We start from the raw sequence: 21212 nt of genomic DNA, 5'->3' as shown, positions 1-21212 counted from the left end.
AAAAGGAGCTAACAACCTACATTATTTGGTTGTTAGTTCCTTTTATTGTCTATATCTTTCAGCTAAATTCCTTGTAACTATTCAATGTGCACCTTAAAATGCATCTAACCTGATATTTTCAGAAATTTCAAGTGGTGGTTCCGTAACTGCGATAATATCTTCAATAGTGTAACCTTTTGCTACTTCTACTAATTTTAAATTGTCTTGAGTTACATCAATCACAGCACGGTCTGTAATGATACGGCTGACAACTTTTATTCCTGTTAATGGGAGAGTACATTCATTTACAATTTTAGGGCTACCATCTTTACTTACATGTTCCATAATGACAATAACTTTTTTGGCACCATGAACAAGATCCATGGCTCCTCCCATACCTTTAATCATTTTTCCTGGAATCATCCAATTGGAAAGGTCTCCTTTCGCAGAAACCTCCATTCCACCAAGAATAGCTATATCAATATGTCCACCGCGAATCATTGCAAATGATTCAGAGCTATCAAAATAAGATGCACCCTTAATTGCTGTAACTGTTTCTTTTCCAGCATTGATTAGATCAGGATTAACTTCATCTTCTTTTGGATATGGCCCAATTCCAAGTAGGCCATTCTCAGATTGTAAGACAACTTGCTTCCCGTCTGAAATAAAGTTCGCAACCATAGTTGGCATTCCAATTCCTAAATTAACATAGGAACCACTTTCAATTTCTTTTTCAGCACGTCTAGCAATTATTTCTCTTGTTAATACTTTATTTGTACTGGTCATGTCTTTTCTCCCCTCTTCATGATTACTTTTGAACTGTTAATCTCTCAATCTTTTTCTGTTGTTTCCCAACTATAATTGTTTGAACATAAATACTTGGTGTATGGATTTGATCAGGGTCCAACTCTCCAATTTCCACTAATTCTTCAACCTCGGCGACTGTTACTTTTCCTGCAGCTGCAATCATCGGATTAAAATTTCTTGCAGTCTTGTTGTAGACGAGATTTCCCATTTTGTCTCCTTTAAATGCACGAACTAATGAAAAGTCAGCGGTCATCCCTCTTTCAAGCAAATACGCTTTTCCATCAAATTCACGGGTTTCTTTTCCTTCTGCAATTGGAGTTCCTACCCCAGCCGGTGTATAAAAGGCTGGAATTCCCGCGCCACCTGCACGAATTCTCTCTGCCAGTGTTCCTTGCGGGACAAGCTCCACTTCTATTTCACCTGAGAGTACTTGGCGTTCAAATTCTTTGTTCTCGCCAACATAAGAACCAATCATTTTTTTGATCTGTTTATTTCTCAAAAGTAAACCAAGACCCCAATCATCCACCCCACAGTTGTTTGAAATTACTGTAAGATTCTTAACTTTTGTTTCAGCTAAAGCTAGAATTAAATTTTCAGGAATCCCTACTAAACCAAAACCCCCAACCATGATGGTCGCCCCATCTTTTATATCTTTTATTGCCTCAATAAATGATGTAAGTATCGGTTTCATTCTTTTCTCTCCTTACCCAATTGTTCTTTATAGTACTTTTGCAAAAATTTTTAGAAGAAGTACAATCCTACGATAAAAATGATTCCAGAGTATAACAAGGCAGTTATACAGAATCCCATAATATCTCTAGCTTTAAGTCCTGCGATAGCTAGTGCAGGTAGGGCCCAGAAAGGCTGTGCCATATTCATCCAAGCCTCCCCATAAGCAATTGACATTGCGGCTTTACCTATATCTGCTCCTAACGCCTGTGCTGCAGGTACTACAAACGGTCCTTGAACAACCCAGTGACCGCCGCCGGATGGAACTGCTAAATTAATAAGTCCGGAGCTTAAGAAGGTTAAAATAGGGAATGTTTTCACATTTGAAATATCTACAAACCATTGGGTAATAAGCCCACCAAGACCTGAGTGTTCCATCATCAGTTGGATACCGGCATAGAATGGAAATTGCGCCACAATACCTGCTGTTCCACCTATTGCCGCTTTAACGGCACGCATATAAGACATAGGTGTTCCATGGAGTATAATACCAAGCACAATGAAAGTAAGATTTAGGATATTGATATCAATTTTCGGACCATTTTTAGTAAAATAATAGATTATATACGCTACTCCAAGTGCTCCAATAATAAATGCAAGAATTTTACTTTCTTCAAGCTTCTCAGCAAAAGAAGCATTTAGTGGTAATTTTCTAGCCATAGAAGGTTCTTCTTTTAATAACTCGGGATCCACTTCAACAATTTCACTTTCTGGACGCATCATCATTTTAGTTAGAAATGGCAAGGTAATTAATAATGTAAGCGTTATAAAAATATTATAGGGTGACAGTAAGGTTTCAGATATTGGTATAATACCAGCAAGTTTTTCCATAGGGTTTCCAGGTGTAGCAGCGGCTAAAGGAATCGAACCTGAAATACCTCCATGCCATGTTAAGAAACCAATATATGCACTAGCTATCAATAGTCTATAATCTGATTTTGGAACTCGTCTCGCAACCTCCCGAGCAAATAGAGCACCTATTACTAGTCCAAAGCCCCAGTTTATAATAGAACAAAGCGCAGCCATGAATGTAACAAGCATCACACCCTGAGTTGGGGTTTTTGCTATAGATGCAATTTTCCCCATCCATCTGCGTAATAGTGGAGAACTCGCTAAAGCATGGCCTGTTACAACAACCAATGCCATTTGCATGGAAAAGGCTAATAAACCCCAAAAACCATCCCCCCACATTCCAACCACGTCAATTGGTGTACTAGGAGTTAACGCAAATCCTGCTACAAAAACAATTAATGTTAAAATCATTGCAAAGACAAGCGGATCTGGTAAATAGCGATCAACCATTTTTGTGAAAAACTTTGATAATGAGCCTATCATTTCTTTCCTCCGTTCATATTTATTTTTAAGATTTCTATTAATCTAGTTGTTTAGAAACGAACAACTGGATATACATTCCATTACGTTTATTTTTCTCTTTCAACGACCGTTGCAACACCTTGTCCACCCCCCTTAAATCTTTCCACCATGACTTTCCTCTTGTTTCATAATGTAGTTTCTTTCTTAAATAGTAGTAATGTTACCGCCTCCAGCACTACTTATCATTATTAGTGAAGGCACATCAAAACTTCACATCTACTTTTTATGCAAGAATCATGCCAAGATGAAAAACATCTGAAATATCCTTTATTATCTGTTGAAGTGGATCTTAGATAGTATTTTACGAGCTATTTTTTTCACACAGTGACTACTTTTTATACAAAAAAGAAAGAATTTTGTCTTTTTTTTAACTAGTATTTTCAAAACTCCAGGATAAATATAAGAATTTTTAAGATTTCTATAAATCCTTTACTTTGAAAAAGGTAAAATAGAAGTATGAAAGGGTGAGGGTCCTTGATAAAAGTTGTAAAGGGAAATTTTAGATTGAAAATGATAATTATGACAATTATTTTTGTAACAATTCCTATATTAATTTCTGGATATTTTACAAAATTAATAGCAGAAGAAAATTTATTAAAAGAAAAGGAAAAGAAATTGTATGGAATCACATATATACTTGATCAGTATTTACAGCAGGATTTTAATGCAATATTAAAGGAAAAGGGAGCGCTTCATGCGAATAAGCAGATAAAAATAGAAATATTAAACAGGGCCTTAAGTAATTATACAGACTCACTAGCAAAAGCCTATCCTGGCATTGGGGTGGGGTATTATGTAAAAGACTTGCAGGCCATTGTCACTTATGGGCCAAGCTCAGAACATAGCGATAAGGTAGGGGAACCTATTAATCCAACACATCCGGGTAATCTTGTATTGAAAACTGGGAAGGATGAAATTGTAGTTGGTAAGCAGGTTCGAGGGCAAATTATGAATGCAATGCATCCCATCATTAGAAAAGGGGAAATTATTGGTTATGCTTGGGCAAACGAATTAACAATTGATGTAGATAATCAATTAGCCAAAATGGATAGAATTATATACATTTGCTTAGGTCTTGGGATGCTGCTTATCATTGTTTTACTACTAAGATTTTGGGATAAAGTGCTCATTGATATTGAACACATTAAACAAGGCTTACAGAAAATGAAATATAATTTAAAAGAGAGAATAGTCGGTATTCATGGTGAAATTGGTGAAATTGCGGATGAAGTGAATAGAATGGCAGAAGGAATTCTAAATGCTCGCTCGTTTTCCGAGAACATCATGGATAGTATGGTAGATAGCGTCATTACGGTAGATATTAACGGGAATATTACTTTTATGAATAAGGCAGTTGTCAATTTGCTAGAAGTTAATTTAGACGAAGTAATTGACAAACCTTATATGAAAAGCATGTTTAATGACGGTGCATTTAGAAGTTTTCTAATGAAGACATTGGAAACAGGAGAGAATTATATTGGAGTGGAAATGGAATATCCCGCAAACGGGAAACAATTGTACATTAGTTCTAGTAGCTCCAGGTTGTTTGATAGCACTGGAAATTTTATTGGAGCGGTTGTGACATTTAAAGATATTACGGAAAAGAAAAGACTAGAACAGCAGGTTTATAGAGCGGATAGATTGTCTGCTTTAGGTGTCATGATGGCTGGTGTAGCTCATGAAATTCGCAACCCGCTTACAGCTATTAAAAGTTTAATTCAGTACCTGCAGGAGGGAAGTACAGAGGAGGAAAGAAAAGAATTTTACCCAATGATAATCAAAGAAGTTAATCGGGCTAACAAAATTATCGAAGAATTATTATATTTTGCCCGCCCTAGTGATGCTAACATCTTACCTACTGATGTGAATCAATTAATTAAAGAAAGCGTCGATCTTACGAAAAGTGTTGGAAAAAACAAGGTGAAATATCATTTGAATTTTGAGGAAAACTTGCCAAATATAGAAATCGATCCCGAGCAATTCAAACAAGTATTTTTAAATATATTGTTTAATTCTATCCAAGCGATGGAAAAATCAGGGGAAATAACGATAGAGTCGTTGTTAGATGTTGAACAAGGAAAGATTGTTCTCCATTTCTCCGATACAGGATGTGGAATTAAAGAAGAAAATCTCGATAAAGTATTCGACCCTTTTTATACATCTAAAAAGGACGGGACAGGACTCGGACTAGCTGTTGTTCAACGAATTATTACATCTCATAAAGGAGATGTGTGGCTACAAAATATTCAGTCAGGAGGGGTAGTTGTCACAATTCAAATTCCGATACATTTTTTTAAAGGGGAAGTGATGATGTGAAGGATCAACAAGTAATTCTTGTAGTTGATGATGAGGATAGTGTTCGAACTGCTTTAAAGGCCTTACTTAAAAGAGAAGGATACGAGGTTGAAACAGCTACTAATGGGGAAGAAGCTGTTTCACTAGTAAAAACTTTACAACCTGCTTTAGTAATTATGGACATTCGGATGCCAAAGAAGGATGGTATAGAGGCATTGCGGGAAATCCGTGAAATAGATAAGGATATTAATGTTATTATGATCACAGCATTTGCTGCTGTTGAAACAGCTATCAAAGCTATGATGATAGGGGCGTACGATTATATCATAAAGCCCTTTAATAATGACGAAGTAAAAATACTAGCCAAACGAGCTCTACAAGTTCAAAGTTTAAAAGAAGAAGTTAAAGTACTCCATAGAGAATTAAGTTATAATCATCGATTGGATAAATTATTAACAAATAGTCCAAAAATGATGCAGTTATATAAGCTTATTGGAAAAGTCGCACAGACTAATGCAACTGTCCTTATTACTGGAGAAAGTGGAACTGGAAAGGAAGTAGTTGCTAATACTATTCATTATAACAGTAATCGTCGCACAGGACCTTTTATAAAAATTAATTGTGGTGCCTTACCTGAAGGTCTTTTGGAGAGTGAACTATTTGGGCACGAAAAAGGGGCATTTACTGGCGCTATTCACAGAAAGCTTGGTCGTTTTGAATTAGCAAAACAGGGGACAATCTTTTTAGACGAAATTGGTGAAATATCCCAAGGGTTACAAGTAAAATTGCTTAGAGTTTTACAAGAACATGAATTTGAACGAGTTGGTGGAACTGAAACTATTAAGGCCGATTTCCGGGTTATTGCCGCAACTAACAGGGATTTAAAAAGTATGGTGGAAAAGGGGGAATTCAGAGAGGATTTATACTATAGATTAAATGTTGTGCCTTTGAACGTTCCTCCTCTAAGAGAGAGGAAAGAAGATATAATCCTGTTATCAAATTATTTTCTACAAAAGTTCTCAAACGAAAATGATAAAGAAATAGCTGGATTCGATGAAAATACAATAATGCTTTTGGACAATTATTCTTGGCCCGGAAATGTACGTGAATTATCTAATATTATTGAACGAGCAGTGATTATGAGCACAGGAACAATTATATTCCCTGAAGACATTTCATTGTCAGAGTTAGAAATCACGAAATCCCCTTCTTTAGACATTATTTCGTCCAATTTAAGTAAATCTATAGAAGAATATTTATTACAAATGGAAAAAAGTATAACATTAAAAGAATTAATTAAACAAATAGAAAAAAGTGCAATTGGATTGAAGCTTCAAAAGAACGGGGGAAATCGGATGAAAACAGCAAAAGAGCTAGGAATAAGCCGCCGAGCTCTTTTATATAAAATTCAGGAATATGGGATTGATGAATAAGGGACATGGGGACAGGTACATCGTCCCACATTCAACACACAGGGACATGACACCTGTCCCTGTGTCCCAATTTTTTGTAAAGTAAAACAGACCTCCCGTAATCGGAAGGTCTGTGTAGTAATCATATTAGCCACCAAAGTATGTATTTGGTGGAGACGGTGGGAATCGAACCCACGTCCAAAAGCATCGTGACTTAAGCTTCTACGAGTGTAGTCGATATATTGGCGCTTCGCTAACTGTTCGGCCTATCGACAGGCTTCTCAGCAGCTAGTCTGGTTGTTCTCTTCCTTTGTCCTCAGACGGCGAACTCCGGCGTAGCCCACTAAGAGTGAGTCCCTGACCCTACCACATGGGCGATGGAGGGAGGAACCGCATTAGACAGTTATTAAGCTGCTAAAGCGAAAGAATTGTTAGTTTTGCCAGTTATTGGCTTTGACGTTTTAACGAGGCCGATCCCCTCGACTCGCAACTCAAGCTCGAACTACCCCTGTCGAATCCGTAGCGTCCCCATATAATAAAGGAATATATAAGGTGTACTGGATAGTAAAGCTTAAATGCTTGTAGCATATTAAGTTGTGTTTGTTTAACTACCTTACGTTTATTATTATAGCACAAACATGTACCTTATCAACTGTAAATAAAAGAAAAACCGCCTAATAATTAACAAAGATACAACCCTATTGCAAAACGAGTGCTACATCTTTTGCCGTTCTCTGAAGGCACGCTCGATATCACGTTTTGCTTCTTTTTGTTTTAAATCCTCGCGCTTATCATAATTCTTTTTACCTTTTGCCAACCCGATTAATACTTTGGCATAGCCGTTTTTTAAATAAATTTTTAATGGGACTAAAGAATAGCCTTGTTCTTTTGTAATTCCAAGGAGTTTGGAGATTTCTTTTTTATGCAATAGTAGCTTACGAGTACGCAATGGATCATGGTTATAGCGATTGCCTTGCTCATACGGACTAATATGCATGTTATGTAAAAAAACTTCTCCTTTTTCAACCCTGGCATATGAATCTTTTAAATTTACACGACCGGCACGGATCGATTTAATTTCAGTACCTTGAAGTACGATGCCAGCTTCATATGTATCTTCAATAAAATAATCATGGTAAGCTTTTTTATTTTGGGCAACAACCTTACCTGCACCTTTTGGCATAAAATCCCCTCCTTGCATCTTAATACCTATGCCTACTATACCAAATTAAGCAGTAGCCAATCAATTAAGAAGTGAGCGACCACGCCGGCAAAATCAGGTGAAGGGCAGGCCCCTCCACCTGATTCCGTTATCAAGCTATGGAATTTACATGCATTATTCTTTATTTTTCTTTTTCTTCTTTTTCTTTTTCGCTACATTTTGATAATAGGGCTTGCCGTTTTTATCTTTATGGTCTTTTTTAGAACGATTGCTGTCGCCTTGCTTTTTGTCATTTCTTCTTGACTTATCTCTACTGCCGCCACGTTCATTGCTTTGGGACTTGCCCCTACCACTTCCGCCTTTTCCACCGCCACCATGGATCACCCTTGGTGTCTGTTTTCTTTCCACTTTCCTTGTCCCTTTCATGCCGACAACTTCGAAGTCAACAATTCGTTCATCCTTATCAACGTTGACGACACGGACGGTAATTTCATCACCAATTCTAAAGATATTACCGGTGCGCTCACCGATCATTGCGTAATGTGCTTCATCGTAATGGTAATAATCATCTGTCAAATAGCTGACATGTACAAGGCCTTCGATTGTATTTGGAAGTTCAACGAAAAAGCCAAAATTTGTGACAGAGCTGATGATGCCGTCGAATTCCTCGCCAATTTTATCAAGCATAAACTCTGCTTTCTTCAAATCATCTGTTTCCCGCTCAGCATCGACTGCACGGCGTTCCATGTTTGACGTGTGTTCGGCAATATTGGGAAGCTCTTCCCTCCAGTAGTGCTGCGTTTTTTCATCAAGTTTCCCTTCAATTAAATAGGTTCGAATCAAGCGATGAACAATTAAATCTGGATAACGGCGAATCGGTGATGTGAAATGAGTATAAAACTCTGCTGATAAGCCAAAGTGACCAAGGTTTTCAGCATCATACCGCGCCTGCTTCATTGATCTCAGCATGACTGTAGAAATCACCATTTCTTCTGGTGTCCCGCGCACTTCTTCTAAAATTTGCTGTAATGCTCGTGGATGAACTTCATTCCCCGTGCCTTTGACGACATAACCGAAATTCGTAATGAATTCAAAGAAACGATTTAATTTCTCTTCTTTAGGATCCTCATGGACACGGTAAATAAACGGAAGATTCATCCAATGAAAATGCTCAGCAACCGTTTCATTGGCAACTAACATGAAATCTTCAATTAATCGTTCCCCAGCAGAACGCTCACGAATGACGACTTCGGTCGGTTTCCCTTCTTCGTCTACAAGTACTTTGGCTTCTTTAAACTCAAAATCAATCGCCCCGCGCTCAAACCTCTTTTTACGAAGAATTTCAGCCAACTCATTCATTAAAAGAAACATTGGTACCAATGGCTTGTATCTTTCAATAAGCTCTGTGTCTTGATCAACGATAATTTTGTTAACATCAGAGTACGTCATGCGCTCCGTAGTTTTGATGACACTTTGAAAAATCTCATGGGAAATGACTTCCCCTTTTTCATTGATTTCCATTTCGCATGACATTGTTAGCCTGTCAACCTGCGGATTCAAGCTGCAGATTCCGTTAGAAAGCCGGTGCGGAATCATCGGAATCACACGGTCTACCAAATAAATACTTGTCCCGCGGTTAAATGCCTCCCGATCAATTGGTGACCCTTCGGTAACATAATGGGAAACATCGGCAATATGAACGCCTAATTTATAATGGCCATTCTCTAATCTTGTCACGGTCACGGCATCATCTAAATCCTTAGCATCGGCTCCGTCAATCGTGACAATCATTTGGTCGCGCAGATCACGGCGGTTAGTAAGCTCCGCTGAATCAATCTCATCCGGCGTATCATGGGCCTGTTCCATTACATCAGGTGGAAATTCACCCGGAAGCTGGTGCTTGTGGATAATGGATAATATATCAATGCCAGGGTCATTTTTATGACCTAAAATTTCAACAATTTCACCTTCCGCGTTCATGCGGCCTTCAGGATATTTTGTTAATTTTACAACAACCTTGTGGCCTTCTACGGCACCATTTTTATTTTCACTTGCAATAAAGATATCCTTGCCAATCCGCTTATCATCAGGGATCACAAAGCCAAAGAATTTATTGTCGACATATGTACCGACAATTTGGGTAACGCCACGCTCAAGGATGCGGACAATCGCCCCTTCCGGACGTCCATCTGCTGGGTGGCGGTCGATCCGTGCCAACACAAGGTCGCCATGCATCGCACTCCTTAATTCAGATGGCGGGATAAATATATCATCTAATGATTTATCCTCCTGCTCAACAAAGGCAAAGCCTTTGGAATGGGCAATGACCTTGCCTTTGACCATATTCATTTTTTCGGGAACACCATAGCGGTTGCTTCTTGTCCTCACAACAAGGCCTTGCTCTTCCATTTGCACAAGCAGTTTAACAAACTCTTTAAAATCAGAGGAATCCTCAATGCCAAAAGCTTCTTCCAGTTCTTTTATCGTTAAAGGTTTATAAGAATCCTCACGCATAAAAGATAGGAGTCGCTCAATACGATTTTCACTCATCTTTTCTCACTCCTTACCAATCGAGATTTTGTAAAAATTGATAAATATCTTCATGAACTTGATTTCTTTCTTTATCAAGCGTAATCACATGTCCCGATTCTTCGTACCATTTTAATTTTTTCTCATCTGTTTGAACTTCGTTATAAATAATGGGAGCACTTTCTATATTTATCATAGCATCCTGGCGGGCTTGAACAACAAACGTCGGTGCATAAATTTGGTCAACATTGTGACGAACATCGGCAATTAATTTCTGTAATGCTTTCAGCGTTGTCATCGGCGTTTTTTGAAATTCTGCCATTTCTGCTTCAATTTGCTCCGCAGATTTACCTTCTCTCTTTTTATATTCGATTGCATAATCCAAAATCCCTTTATACATAACCTCTTCACTTTTTATATGCATCGGTGCACACATGGGAATGACAGCCTTCACAGGCTCAGTGTAGCCCAATTTCAACGAAAATACCCCTCCCAGGGATAGACCACATGCTACGATTTGGCTGTAGCCTTTGTTTTTAAGAAGATGATAGCCATCCATGACATTCTGCCACCAATCGTCCGGACCAGTGTGAAGCAATTGTTCAGGCGGCACGCCATGGCCTTTATACAACGGTGCATGGCATGTATAGCCCTTACTTTCAAGAAATCGGCCCAACAACCTGACGTCGGCTGTATTGCCGGTGAAGCCGTGAAGTAATAGCACAGCCCGCTCCCGGTTTCCATTCTTAGGTTCAAAAGTAAATGGCTTCGGCGCAATAATTTTCATCCATCCAAAATCTCCTTTTCTACTTATTGTGTACTAAAACCCATAATAATACGCAAAAAGCAGTAGGTGTCTGCCACCTACTGCTCATATTCCGTCATCATATATCCGGTTTTCTTATACTTCGAAGTATGTTACAGCAATTGCTAAAACAAAGAATAATACCGCTAAAACAATTGTGATTTTTTGTAAAACAGCATCCATTCCACGAGCTTTTTGTTTTCCGAAAAGTTGCTCAGCACCACCGGAAATCGCACCAGACAAACCTGCGCTCTTACCAGATTGCAATAATACAACTAAAATTAACCCGATGGACACGATTACTAAAAGGGTAACCAATACTGCATGCATTGCCATACCTCCTACATACTACATACGCTATATACGCACTGTGCAATAATCCTACTTTACCATAACTTAAAATGAATAACAAGTTTTTACTGGAAAGCAAAAGGACTAAGCGCCCCGATGCTTAGTCCTTACCATGACCTTACTTTTTCAAGTTATAGAATGCTGAAAAGCTGGCATATTTGCTTGTATCACCAAGTTGGTCTTCAATGCGAAGCAATTGGTTGTATTTCGCAACGCGGTCTGTGCGTGATGGTGCACCTGTTTTGATTTGACCAGCGTTTGTTGCGACTGCAATGTCAGCAATGGTGCTGTCTTCTGTTTCACCAGAGCGGTGTGAAACAACGGCTGTATAGCCTGCACGTTTTGCCATTTCGATTGCGTCGAATGTTTCTGTTAATGTACCGATTTGGTTTACTTTAATTAAGATTGCGTTGCCTACGCCTTGTTCAATCCCTTGAGCAAGCTTCTTCGTATTTGTTACGAATAGATCGTCACCAACAAGCTGTACACGGCCGCCTAGGCGTTCTGTTAATAGTTTATGGCCTTCCCAGTCGTTTTCATCTAAGCCATCTTCAATTGAAATGATTGGATATTTATTGACTAAGTTCTCATAGAACTCAACCATCTCAGCAGATGTTTTCACAACACCTTCACCTGTTAAATGATATTTGCCATCCTCTTTGTTATAAAACTCAGATGATGCAGCATCCATTGCAAGCTTCACTTGCTCACCTGGCTTGTAGCCTGCTTTTTCAATAGCTTCGATGATGGTTTGTAGTGCTTCTTCGTTTGAGCCTAGGTTAGGTGCAAAGCCGCCTTCGTCACCTACAGCTGTACTTAAGCCTTTGCCTTTCAATACTGATTTTAAGCTATGGAAAATTTCAGCGCCCATACGTAATGCTTCATGGAAGCTGTCTGCCCCTACAGGCATAATCATAAATTCTTGAATATCAACGTTATTGTCAGCGTGTTCACCGCCGTTAATAATGTTCATCATTGGAACTGGCAATGTTTTCGCATTAAATCCACCAAGGTAAGCATATAAAGGAACTTCTAGGAAATCAGCAGCGGCACGAGCAACAGCCATGGATACGCCAAGAATAGCGTTGGCACCAAGGTTGCCTTTATTTTCAGTACCGTCCAACTCGATTAAAGTTTGGTCAATGGCTACTTGATCTGTCACATCAAAGCCGATAATTTCTGGAGCGATTTTTTCATTTACATTTTCAACCGCTTTTAATACACCTTTTCCTAGGTAACGATCTTTGTCACCGTCGCGTAATTCTACTGCTTCATATTCCCCAGTAGAGGCACCGCTTGGAACTAGAGCTCGTCCCATTGCACCTGATTCTGTATAAACTTCAACTTCAACAGTTGGGTTGCCGCGTGAATCTAATACTTCACGTGCATATACATCAACAATAATTGACATTTTATTTTCTCTCCTTCGACAAAAAATTTATTTCTTAACTAAAATATAATTCTCTAGTAAACCCAAATTTCCTTCCAGACCCTATCCTCTCTTGTTGCAAATGCGAGCGCGCGCTTCTCACCGTGGAACAAGGGGACGGTTCTCTTGTTCCATTATTTAATAAGCGATTTGCCTGTCATTTCTTTTGGCAACTCGATATTTAATAAATTAAGTAAAGTTGGCGATAAGTCGCCTAAAATGCCGTCCTCGCGAAGCTCTACACCTTTTTTCGTTACAATGACAGGCACCGGATTTGTTGTATGGGACGTCATTGGATTACCTTCAAGTGTAATCACTTCGTCGGCATTTCCGTGGTCGGCTGTGATGATTGCCACCCCGTCTTTTTCCAAAATCAAATCAACAACTTTACCTAAACATTCATCAACGGTTTCAACTGCTTTAATTGTTGGTTCAAGCATACCTGAGTGGCCAACCATATCACAGTTTGCAAAATTCAAAATGATCACATCGTGCTTATCCGCTTTAAGTTCCGCTAATAGGGCGTCTGTTACCTCATAAGCACTCATTTCCGGCTTCAAATCATAGGTTGCCACTTTTGGCGAATTAATTAAAATTCGCTCCTCACCAGGGAACTTCTCCTCGCGGCCGCCGTTAAAGAAAAATGTAACGTGCGGGTATTTTTCTGTTTCCGCAATTCTAAGCTGGTTCAAACCTTTTTGTGAAACGATTTCACCAAAGGTATTGTCTAAGTTCACTGATTTAAAAGCAACATAACCGTCCACTGTTTCACTGAAATGTGTTAAGCAGACAAAGTATAAATCCTTTGGAGCACCAGATCCGCGGTCAAATTCACGGAAATCTTCATTTGTAAAAGCACGTGAAATTTGAATGGCACGGTCAGGTCTAAAATTATAAAAAATAACAGAATCCTGATCAGAGATTTTTGCTACCGGTTCGTCATTTTCTTGTAAAATAACAGATGGAAGAACAAACTCATCATAAATGCCATTTTTATAAGAATCGTCCACACATTCCATCGCTGAATGATATGAAGGACCTTCACCATAAACCATCGCATCGTATGATTTTTTCACACGGTCCCAACGCTTATCGCGGTCCATTGAATAATAGCGACCTGAAATCGTTGCAAACTTGCCGACACCAATTTCCTTCATCTTTGCTTCCGCTTCTTCGATAAAACCTTTGGCTGTTTGCGGACCAACATCTCTGCCATCTAAAAAGCCATGGACATAAACGCGGTCTAAGCCTTCTTCTTTTGCCATTTTCAACAATGCATACATATGGTTGATATGGCTATGAACACCGCCATCAGAAAGCAAACCGAAAATATGAAGACTTGTATTATTCTGTTTCGCATGGTGAATCGCTTCGTTAAATGTATCATTTTTGAAAAACTCACCATCGCGAATCGCAATATTCACACGTGTTAAGCTTTGGTACACAACGCGGCCGGCACCAATATTTAAATGGCCAACCTCAGAGTTTCCCATTTGACCTTCTGGAAGTCCAACAGCCTCCCCGCTTGCGATAAGCTGAGCGTGGGGGAATTCCTTCCATAGACGATCAAAGTTAGGCATTTTCGCATGTGCAATTGCATTGCCTTTTTCTTCACTACGACATCCAAATCCATCCAAAATAATTAAAGCATGTGGTTTTTTACCCATTATTTTTCACTGCCTCCAAAAGCTTCAAGAATGAATCTGCTTCTAAACTGGCACCGCCGACAAGGGCGCCATCAATATTGGCCTCAGCCATATATTCTGCGATGTTTTCTGGTTTTACGCTGCCGCCATATTGAATTCGTACAGAATCAGATACTTCTTTTGAATACATTTTTTCCACTACTTGGCGAATATAGCCGCAAACCTCATCAGCATCGGCTGCTGAAGACGATTTGCCCGTGCCAATCGCCCAAATCGGCTCATAGGCGATTACAACTTGTTTAGCAAGCTCTGGAGAAAGACCGGCTAATCCCTTTTCAACCTGTCTTCCAACAACATCATTTGTTGTACCTGCTTCACGCTCGCCTAATGTTTCACCGACACAAACAATCGGTTTAAGCTCATGCTGAAAAGCCGCATGTACTTTCTTATTGACACTTTCATCAGTTTCCGAGAAACTTTCACGGCGTTCAGAGTGGCCAATAATCACATAATCGACACCGATGTCTTTTAAAGCCACAGGACTTACTTCTCCAGTATAAGCCCCTTTTTCTTCAAAATGCATGTTTTGTGCACCAATCTTTAAGTCGCTATCCTTTGCTAGATTGACTAGACGCTCCAGAAATAAGAATGGTGCACAAACGACTGAATCTACTTTTTCTGGTGAAGGAATAGAACCTTTTACTTGCTCTACAAATCTTGTTGCCTCAGATAAAGTTTTATGCATTTTCCAGTTGCCTGCAATAATTGGTTTTCTCATGCTGTGAGCCTCCTCCAAAAATTTCCACACCTTATTTTATCTTATAAGGTTGCGAAATCCTACTAAAAAGTCAGACACAATCAACCTTATTTGGAAACAGGAGAATTGTCCCCCTGTTTTTACTTGTCGTTTAACGCTGCCACGCCTGGTAATTCCTTACCTTCCATAAACTCCAATGAAGCCCCACCGCCTGTTGAGATGTGGTCCATCTTGTCAGCGACTTCAAATTTCTCAACAGCAGCAGCAGAATCTCCACCGCCAATTACTGTATATGTATTGTCAGCTTCCGCTAAAGCTTGGGCAACACCTTTTGTTCCATTTGCAAACTTTTCATATTCAAACACGCCCATCGGTCCATTCCAAATGACAAGCTTTGAGCTTTGAATAACATCACGATATTGTTCAACTGTTTTCGGTCCGATGTCAAGCCCAAGTGAGTCTGCTGGAATTTCATGAATATCCACTACTTTTGTTTCAGCATCTGCTGAAAATTCAGTGGCAATAACAGTATCAACTGGCATTAAGAAATTGACACCTTTTTCTTTTGCTTTTTCGATAAAAGATTTTGCAAGATCGATTCTTTCTTCTTCCAATAGTGACTTTCCTATTTCATATCCCTGTGCTTTCACAAATGTATAGGCTAGTCCACCACCGATAATCAGGTTATCTACTTTATCTAAAAGATTTTCAATCACACCGATCTTATCTTTTACCTTGGCCCCACCAATAATCGCTGTAAATGGACGCTCAGGGTTGGATAACGCTTTTCCTAACACCTCTAATTCCTTTTCCATTAAAAATCCAGCAACTGCAGGCAGATGTTGGGCTATTCCTTCTGTTGAAGCATGGGCACGGTGGGCAGCACCGAAGGCATCATTTACATAAATATCAGCTAATGCCGCAAAGCTTCTAGCTAATTCAGGGTCATTTTTTTCTTCCCCAGGATAAAAGCGAACATTTTCCAATAATAAAAGATCGCCGTCCTGAAGTTCGCTGATTGCTTGTTCCACCTCAGGTCCATATGCTTCATCGGTCTTTTTCACTGGTTTTCCGATTAACTCATGTAATCTTGCGGCGACCGCAGTCAAACGCATTTCCTCAACTACTTTTCCTTTCGGACGTCCTAAGTGACTGGCAAGGATCACTTTGGCACCTTGCTCACTTAAATATTGAATGGTTGGGATTGCTGCCCTTATGCGGGTATCGTCTGTAACTTGTCCATCTTGCATTGGAACGTTAAAGTCTACACGGCAGAATACCTTTTTGCCTTTTACATCGATATCCCTAATCGATTTCTTATTCATGTTGCGCGGCCTCCTTTTTCTTTTGTGATAGAAATACCGAAAAGAGGGGTTCTACAGATGATTCACCAAAATCGTCTGTAGAAAGGCTAAAACCCTACTTTGATGCTAGTCATTGGGGGCATTGCCTTTTTATCCCTCTACTTCCTACATTATTATAAACTTTCCTTGTAAACAGTTCACTATTGTTCTTAACAAATTTTATGAAATTTTGGAACATGGGGACGGTTCTAATGTCCCAAATCCCCCCTTATTCCACTTACAGTCCCTTTTTCGCAATAAAATCAATTAAATCAACGACACGATGAGAATAACCAGTTTCATTGTCATACCAAGATACAACCTTCGCCATATTTCCTTCGATTACCATGGTTGATAAGGCATCAATGGTTGATGAAACGGATGCACCATTGTAATCTCTTGATACTAATGGAAGCTCACTGTAATTTAAAATTCCTTTTAATGGTCCTTCAGCAGCCTCTTTTAAAGCAGCATTTATTTCTTCAACTGTTGTATCCTTCTCAAGCTCAGCCACCAAGTCTACTAATGATACGTTTGGAGTTGGCACGCGCATCGCCATTCCGTTTAATTTTCCTTTCAACTCAGGAAGTACTAAAGCAACAGCTTTTGCTGCCCCCGTTGTTGTAGGAATAATAGACTCTGCAGCAGCACGGGCACGGCGGTAATCCTTATGCGGCAAGTCTAAAATTTGCTGATCATTTGTATAAGAGTGGACTGTCGTCATCATCCCACGCTTAATTCCAAATTTTTCATGTAAAATCTTTGCAAACGGTGCTAGACAGTTTGTTGTACATGATGCATTTGAAATGACATGATGATTTGCAGGATCATATTTTTCATTATTCACACCCATCACGATTGTAATGTCTTCATCTGTAGCAGGTGCTGAAATAATTACTTTCTTTGCCCCAGCCTCTAAATGTTTTGCAGCATCGGCGCGTTTTGTAAAACGACCTGTAGATTCCACGACAACCTCTACACCAAGGTCACCCCATCCTAAATTTGCAGGGTCGCGCTCTGCTTTTACGATAATTTCCTTTCCTTCTACAACGATATTATTGCCATTAACGTCAACCTTTTTTTCAAAAGTGCCATGGACTGAATCATATTGTAATAAATGCGCCAGCATTTGAGCATCTGTTAAATCATTAATAGCGACAATTTCAATATTTGGATTATGAATTGCCGCCCGCAAAACATTACGACCTATCCTACCAAAACCGTTAATCCCAACTTTAACTGTCATTATAAATTCCTCCTTAAAAATCTCTAGACTATTCATCAACATTCAAAATGAATGGATTTGCTATAAATTATTCCTTCTTTGTATCCCTGACTATTGCTTTCGCGGCACTTTCATCAGTAACAAGAATCGCATGTTGACCTCGGCTTTGCTTCATTACCGATGAAATGGCCTGTGCTTTTGAAGCCCCGCCTGCAACGGCAATGACACAGGGAACCTGTTCTAAATATTCCAATTGCAGACCAATAGTCGTTACTTTATGAACGACTTCCCCAGCCCCATTAAAATAATATCCAAATGCCTCACCGACCGCTTGCCCATCTTGAATTTTTTGCAAGGTCTCAGAATCGGTTTTGCGCCGTTTTGCCATTATCATAGCATCCCCAATTCCGTGTACAACCATGCTTGATTGTCTAATCATCTCTAAAATTTCCTTGATTGCAGGCTCTTCAATAAGGGAAGCATACACATCATCACTCACTTGATCAGGAACATGTAAAAGCTTATATTGCCCCATTGTTTTGTCAGCCATTTTCGCGACGATGGTATTGGCTTGATTTTCTACATATTCACCCAAGCCGCCTCGAGCGGGTAAAAACATCAACTCACAGCCCTCGCCATCAGGCGACATTAAATCCGCTACTGCTGCAAGCGTTGACCCGCCGGTGATGGAGATAATATTTTTCGAAAGAAATTTCCGCCTCATGCAGCTGGCGCAGGCTCTTCCCATTTCTTTTTTTACTACTTCATTTTCATCGCTATTACCGGCCACAATGATGACTTCTTCAATGTTTAATATTGCTCTTACTTGCTTCTCCAATTCTTTTAAACCGGACACTTCCTTTATAACCGGCTCCAGTTCCTTAATGATTCCTCTGCCTTCCGATGTCAAACTCATTCCGCCAGACGATACATTCACGAGACCCTGTTCTTTTAGAAAAAGAATCTCTGAGCGCAGGACCCGCTCTGTCATCCCCAAATGGGTGGCTAAAATCCTCCTGCCAATGGGCTCCATTAAACGAATGTATTTCAAAATTTGATAGCGCACATGCATAACCTCTAGAAGATCAGGTAATAATTTTTGTTGAATTTTCAATAGTGTTTCCATCCAAATACTTCCCTTTTAAAGTTTTTTTACCAATCATGGACATTTTTTGTCCCGTTAAGTCAAATTATGTCCCACTAGAGGTAAAAAAAATCACTCCTGCATGTAATCAAATGTGCCTCGGCACATTTGCGCCCAGATTTTATCGAGCTTGCTCGATAAATTACCTTTAAAAAATCTGAGGCATCCGCCGGAGGCTTCACTATATTCAGTTGACATTTGTACCACACCAAATAGGATACTGATTCGCAATCATCTCACCATTTATGGAATTGGGAAACTTCAACTGAATATAGTTAATTGTAACAGGAATAATTTTATCATTCAACAAATATGCCCTCATTTCGACTTTAAGAAACTCCGAATCGTCTCCACTTCAACCATCCCGTAATCAACTTGTTCGCCATCAATTTCAATAACAGGAATCATAAGTTGATATTTCTCAAGCAATTCGTCGTCTTTATAGATATCAATTTCATTGATTACAAGCGGAATTTCCTTTGCCAAATCTAATAAAAGTGATTTTGCTTTATCACAGAGCGGACATACGGTCCTTGTATATAAATTTACTTGGATTGGCTGTTTCATAGTACTAGTATATGTCCCCTTTATAAGAATGTGAATCAAATACGCCTCGGCGTATTTGCGCCCAGATTTTATCGAGCTTGCTCGATAAATTACCTCTAAAAATCTGAGGCATCCGCCGGTGGCATTAACTTCATTCAGTAGTTTTTATATCCATATTTAATGAAAATGAAATTTGCATTCATCCCGCCACCTATGGTAGGGTGGGAGACTTCTACTGAATGAAGTTAATATCGTTTTCGTTTTGAAGATGCTAGAATTCCAAGCTGCTCTCGGTACTTCGCTACCGTTCTTCGTGAGATATTATAATTATACTTCTCCTTTAGAATGGCTGCTATATCTTGGTCTGATAATGGCTTCTTCTTATTTTCTTCATTTACGATTGTTCTTAGTGCTTCTTTAACAGCTTTTGAAGAAGCATCCTCGACATCCTCTGTTTGAATGGTCGATGAGAAGAAATGCCTCAATTCAAACACACCTTTCGAGGTTTGCACGTATTTTCCATTTACTGTCCGGCTGACTGTTGATTCATGGACATCAATCATTTGTGCAACATCCTTCATTGTTAAAGGCTTTAATTTACCACACTCCTTTAGAAAGAAATCCGTTTGCCTTTCGATAATAGCATTCATCACTTTCTTCATGGTTTCAAAACGCTGCTCAAAGGCTCGTTTGATAAAATAAATCTGATCAAGCTTTTCCCTTATATATTTATTTGCTCCTTCATCCTTTTCGCCCACAAATCTTTCATAGCTGTTATCAAGTTTTATAGAAGGAATCACCCGCTCATTAAAACTAACGATTAAGCTACCATTCTCGCTCTTAACAAACATATCAGGAGTAATATAATTCGGAACATCTTCATTAAAAGCGCTTCCAGGCCTTGGGTCGAGTGTTTGAATGAAGTCAAAAACCTCTTGAACCTTTTCAACAGGCTCCCCCAGCTTCGCACCAATTTCTTTCCATTTACGGTCTGCCAGCTCCTGCAAATAATCAGCAACAATGCTTTCTGCCAGCGGGTTTCTGTTTTTTAAGTTTTTCATTTGGATAAGTAAGCACTCTTGGAGGCTACGGGCGCCAATGCCAAGGGGCTCACATTCTTGAATTTTTTCCAATAAGCTTTCTGTAGTCGCTGTCGGCACAGAAAATCGATGGCTAATTTCCTCAATATTGCCAACAAAATAGCCAGCTTGATTAATTGATAAAATGATATAGTTTAAAATTTGCTTTTCTTTTATGTTAACATTTAAAAGGCCGACCTGCTTCAATAAATGGTCATGAATCGTCATTTTTGTTTGTTGTAGGTCTACCTTTGACATAGTCTGTCCTGCCTGAGGGGTGCTCTTCTTTGTTTTCCGATTGCGTGTAGATTCAATCCGAAATGATTCAATACTTAAGAGTGGGTTTTCCATAGCCTGTTCCTGCAAGTAATGAATGAGTTCGGTTGAAGAAAATTGGAGCAATGAGATTGCTTGCCTCAGTTCATTTGTCATGACAAGCTTAGTAGTTTGCTGTTGCACAAGACCTTGTTTCATGTGTACTCCCCCTATAATACATTTTACAATGGTTTTTATAATTATTGTATGGAAACGCTTTCTCTTTTTGATTAAATTTTCGAGAAATTTTATAAAATTCCTTTGTTTGTGGACAATAATTTACTT

The 21212-nt window shown here is 39.2% G+C and carries 17 protein-coding genes and 1 other RNA gene; 2 read left to right on the top strand and 16 right to left on the bottom strand.

Features of this window, described 5'->3' with window-relative positions:
• Positions 1-93: 93 nt before the first annotated feature.
• From ACNQFZ_RS14160 to ACNQFZ_RS14150, 3 genes are read right to left on the bottom strand one after another with little or no spacing between them, the layout of a single operon-like run.
• Positions 94-765 (bottom strand): CoA transferase subunit B, encoded by a 672-nt coding sequence (locus ACNQFZ_RS14160; RefSeq protein ID WP_458411980.1) that lies wholly within the window; start codon positions 763-765, stop codon positions 94-96.
• 22 nt (positions 766-787) lie between these two features.
• Positions 788-1477 carry a CoA transferase subunit A gene (locus ACNQFZ_RS14155; RefSeq protein WP_458411979.1) on the bottom strand — a complete coding sequence of 230 codons (690 nt, stop codon included), beginning with the start codon at positions 1475-1477 and terminating at the stop codon, positions 788-790.
• A 50-nt stretch (positions 1478-1527) separates the two neighbouring features.
• Positions 1528-2847 carry a TIGR00366 family protein gene (locus ACNQFZ_RS14150; protein WP_458415395.1) on the bottom strand — a complete coding sequence of 440 codons (1320 nt, stop codon included), beginning with the start codon at positions 2845-2847 and terminating at the stop codon, positions 1528-1530.
• 516 nt (positions 2848-3363) lie between these two features.
• On the opposite strand from ACNQFZ_RS14150, the gene atoS reads away from it, so the two are divergent.
• Both atoS and ACNQFZ_RS14140 read left to right on the top strand, forming a co-directional pair.
• Positions 3364-5205 (top strand): two-component system sensor histidine kinase AtoS, encoded by a 1842-nt coding sequence (gene atoS, locus ACNQFZ_RS14145; protein WP_458411978.1) that lies wholly within the window; start codon positions 3364-3366, stop codon positions 5203-5205.
• Positions 5202-6617: a sigma 54-interacting transcriptional regulator gene (locus ACNQFZ_RS14140; RefSeq protein WP_458411977.1), complete on the top strand. Its 1416-nt coding sequence runs from the start codon at positions 5202-5204 to the stop codon at positions 6615-6617. The genes atoS and ACNQFZ_RS14140 overlap by 4 nt, the downstream gene beginning before the upstream one ends.
• A gap of 147 nt (positions 6618-6764) precedes the next feature.
• Here the strand turns inward: ACNQFZ_RS14140 and ssrA are convergent.
• The 13 genes from ssrA to rpoN all read right to left on the bottom strand — a co-directional run bounded on the left by ssrA (position 6765) and on the right by rpoN (position 21086).
• Positions 6765-7126: a transfer-messenger RNA gene (ssrA, locus tag ACNQFZ_RS14135) on the bottom strand.
• A 185-nt stretch (positions 7127-7311) separates the two neighbouring features.
• Positions 7312-7779, bottom strand: a complete 468-nt coding sequence (smpB, locus tag ACNQFZ_RS14130) for an SsrA-binding protein SmpB (RefSeq protein ID WP_458411976.1) — start codon at positions 7777-7779, stop codon at positions 7312-7314.
• Between the two features lie 153 nt (positions 7780-7932).
• Positions 7933-10308 (bottom strand): ribonuclease R, encoded by a 2376-nt coding sequence (gene rnr, locus ACNQFZ_RS14125; protein WP_458411975.1) that lies wholly within the window; start codon positions 10306-10308, stop codon positions 7933-7935.
• Between the two features lie 13 nt (positions 10309-10321).
• Positions 10322-11074 (bottom strand): alpha/beta hydrolase, encoded by a 753-nt coding sequence (locus tag ACNQFZ_RS14120; RefSeq protein WP_458411974.1) that lies wholly within the window; start codon positions 11072-11074, stop codon positions 10322-10324.
• Between the two features lie 114 nt (positions 11075-11188).
• The gene (secG, locus tag ACNQFZ_RS14115; protein ID WP_458411973.1) at positions 11189-11422 is read right to left on the bottom strand and encodes a preprotein translocase subunit SecG; all 234 of its coding nucleotides are present in this window, start codon (positions 11420-11422) and stop codon (positions 11189-11191) included.
• 139 nt (positions 11423-11561) lie between these two features.
• Entirely contained in the window at positions 11562-12854 is a 1293-nt protein-coding gene (gene eno, locus ACNQFZ_RS14110; RefSeq protein ID WP_458411972.1) for a phosphopyruvate hydratase, read from the bottom strand.
• A 152-nt stretch (positions 12855-13006) separates the two neighbouring features.
• Positions 13007-14539: a 2,3-bisphosphoglycerate-independent phosphoglycerate mutase gene (gene gpmI / locus ACNQFZ_RS14105; RefSeq protein WP_458411971.1), complete on the bottom strand. Its 1533-nt coding sequence runs from the start codon at positions 14537-14539 to the stop codon at positions 13007-13009.
• Positions 14532-15296, bottom strand: coding sequence for a triose-phosphate isomerase (tpiA, locus tag ACNQFZ_RS14100; RefSeq protein WP_458411970.1), 765 nt, complete (start codon positions 15294-15296; stop codon positions 14532-14534). The genes gpmI and tpiA overlap by 8 nt, the downstream gene beginning before the upstream one ends.
• A 119-nt stretch (positions 15297-15415) precedes the next feature.
• On the bottom strand, positions 15416-16600 hold the full coding sequence (locus ACNQFZ_RS14095) for a phosphoglycerate kinase (protein ID WP_458411969.1): 1185 nt from the start codon (positions 16598-16600) through the stop codon (positions 15416-15418).
• Between the two features lie 256 nt (positions 16601-16856).
• Entirely contained in the window at positions 16857-17864 is a 1008-nt protein-coding gene (gap, locus tag ACNQFZ_RS14090; RefSeq protein ID WP_458411968.1) for a type I glyceraldehyde-3-phosphate dehydrogenase, read from the bottom strand.
• A 67-nt stretch (positions 17865-17931) separates the two neighbouring features.
• Positions 17932-18969 carry a sugar-binding transcriptional regulator gene (locus tag ACNQFZ_RS14085; protein WP_458411967.1) on the bottom strand — a complete coding sequence of 346 codons (1038 nt, stop codon included), beginning with the start codon at positions 18967-18969 and terminating at the stop codon, positions 17932-17934.
• A 336-nt stretch (positions 18970-19305) separates the two neighbouring features.
• Positions 19306-19554 carry a glutaredoxin family protein gene (locus tag ACNQFZ_RS14080; protein WP_458411966.1) on the bottom strand — a complete coding sequence of 83 codons (249 nt, stop codon included), beginning with the start codon at positions 19552-19554 and terminating at the stop codon, positions 19306-19308.
• Between the two features lie 224 nt (positions 19555-19778).
• Positions 19779-21086 carry an RNA polymerase factor sigma-54 gene (gene rpoN, locus ACNQFZ_RS14075; RefSeq protein ID WP_458411965.1) on the bottom strand — a complete coding sequence of 436 codons (1308 nt, stop codon included), beginning with the start codon at positions 21084-21086 and terminating at the stop codon, positions 19779-19781.
• Positions 21087-21212: the final 126 nt, after the last annotated feature.

The organism is Schinkia acidoalkalinis (assembly GCF_054301215.1).
This window is presented reverse-complemented; position numbering and strand designations above follow the sequence as displayed.

What these genes read in the sequence shown, in the direction of transcription:
- eno (WP_458411972.1), bottom strand. Translation starts at nt 12,854, where the DNA reads ATGTCAATTATTGTTGATGTATATGCACGTGAAGTATTAGATTCACGC.
- ACNQFZ_RS14155 (WP_458411979.1), bottom strand. Translation starts at nt 1,477, where the DNA reads ATGAAACCGATACTTACATCATTTATTGAGGCAATAAAAGATATAAAA.
- ACNQFZ_RS14120 (WP_458411974.1), bottom strand. Translation starts at nt 11,074, where the DNA reads ATGAAAATTATTGCGCCGAAGCCATTTACTTTTGAACCTAAGAATGGA.
- ACNQFZ_RS14095 (WP_458411969.1), bottom strand. Translation starts at nt 16,600, where the DNA reads ATGAATAAGAAATCGATTAGGGATATCGATGTAAAAGGCAAAAAGGTA.
- rpoN (WP_458411965.1), bottom strand. Translation starts at nt 21,086, where the DNA reads ATGAAACAAGGTCTTGTGCAACAGCAAACTACTAAGCTTGTCATGACA.
- ACNQFZ_RS14160 (WP_458411980.1), bottom strand. Translation starts at nt 765, where the DNA reads ATGACCAGTACAAATAAAGTATTAACAAGAGAAATAATTGCTAGACGT.
- gpmI (WP_458411971.1), bottom strand. Translation starts at nt 14,539, where the DNA reads ATGGGTAAAAAACCACATGCTTTAATTATTTTGGATGGATTTGGATGT.
- gap (WP_458411968.1), bottom strand. Translation starts at nt 17,864, where the DNA reads ATGACAGTTAAAGTTGGGATTAACGGTTTTGGTAGGATAGGTCGTAAT.
- rnr (WP_458411975.1), bottom strand. Translation starts at nt 10,308, where the DNA reads ATGAGTGAAAATCGTATTGAGCGACTCCTATCTTTTATGCGTGAGGAT.
- smpB (WP_458411976.1), bottom strand. Translation starts at nt 7,779, where the DNA reads ATGCCAAAAGGTGCAGGTAAGGTTGTTGCCCAAAATAAAAAAGCTTAC.
- secG (WP_458411973.1), bottom strand. Translation starts at nt 11,422, where the DNA reads ATGCATGCAGTATTGGTTACCCTTTTAGTAATCGTGTCCATCGGGTTA.
- ACNQFZ_RS14080 (WP_458411966.1), bottom strand. Translation starts at nt 19,554, where the DNA reads ATGAAACAGCCAATCCAAGTAAATTTATATACAAGGACCGTATGTCCG.
- tpiA (WP_458411970.1), bottom strand. Translation starts at nt 15,296, where the DNA reads ATGAGAAAACCAATTATTGCAGGCAACTGGAAAATGCATAAAACTTTA.
- ACNQFZ_RS14085 (WP_458411967.1), bottom strand. Translation starts at nt 18,969, where the DNA reads ATGGAAACACTATTGAAAATTCAACAAAAATTATTACCTGATCTTCTA.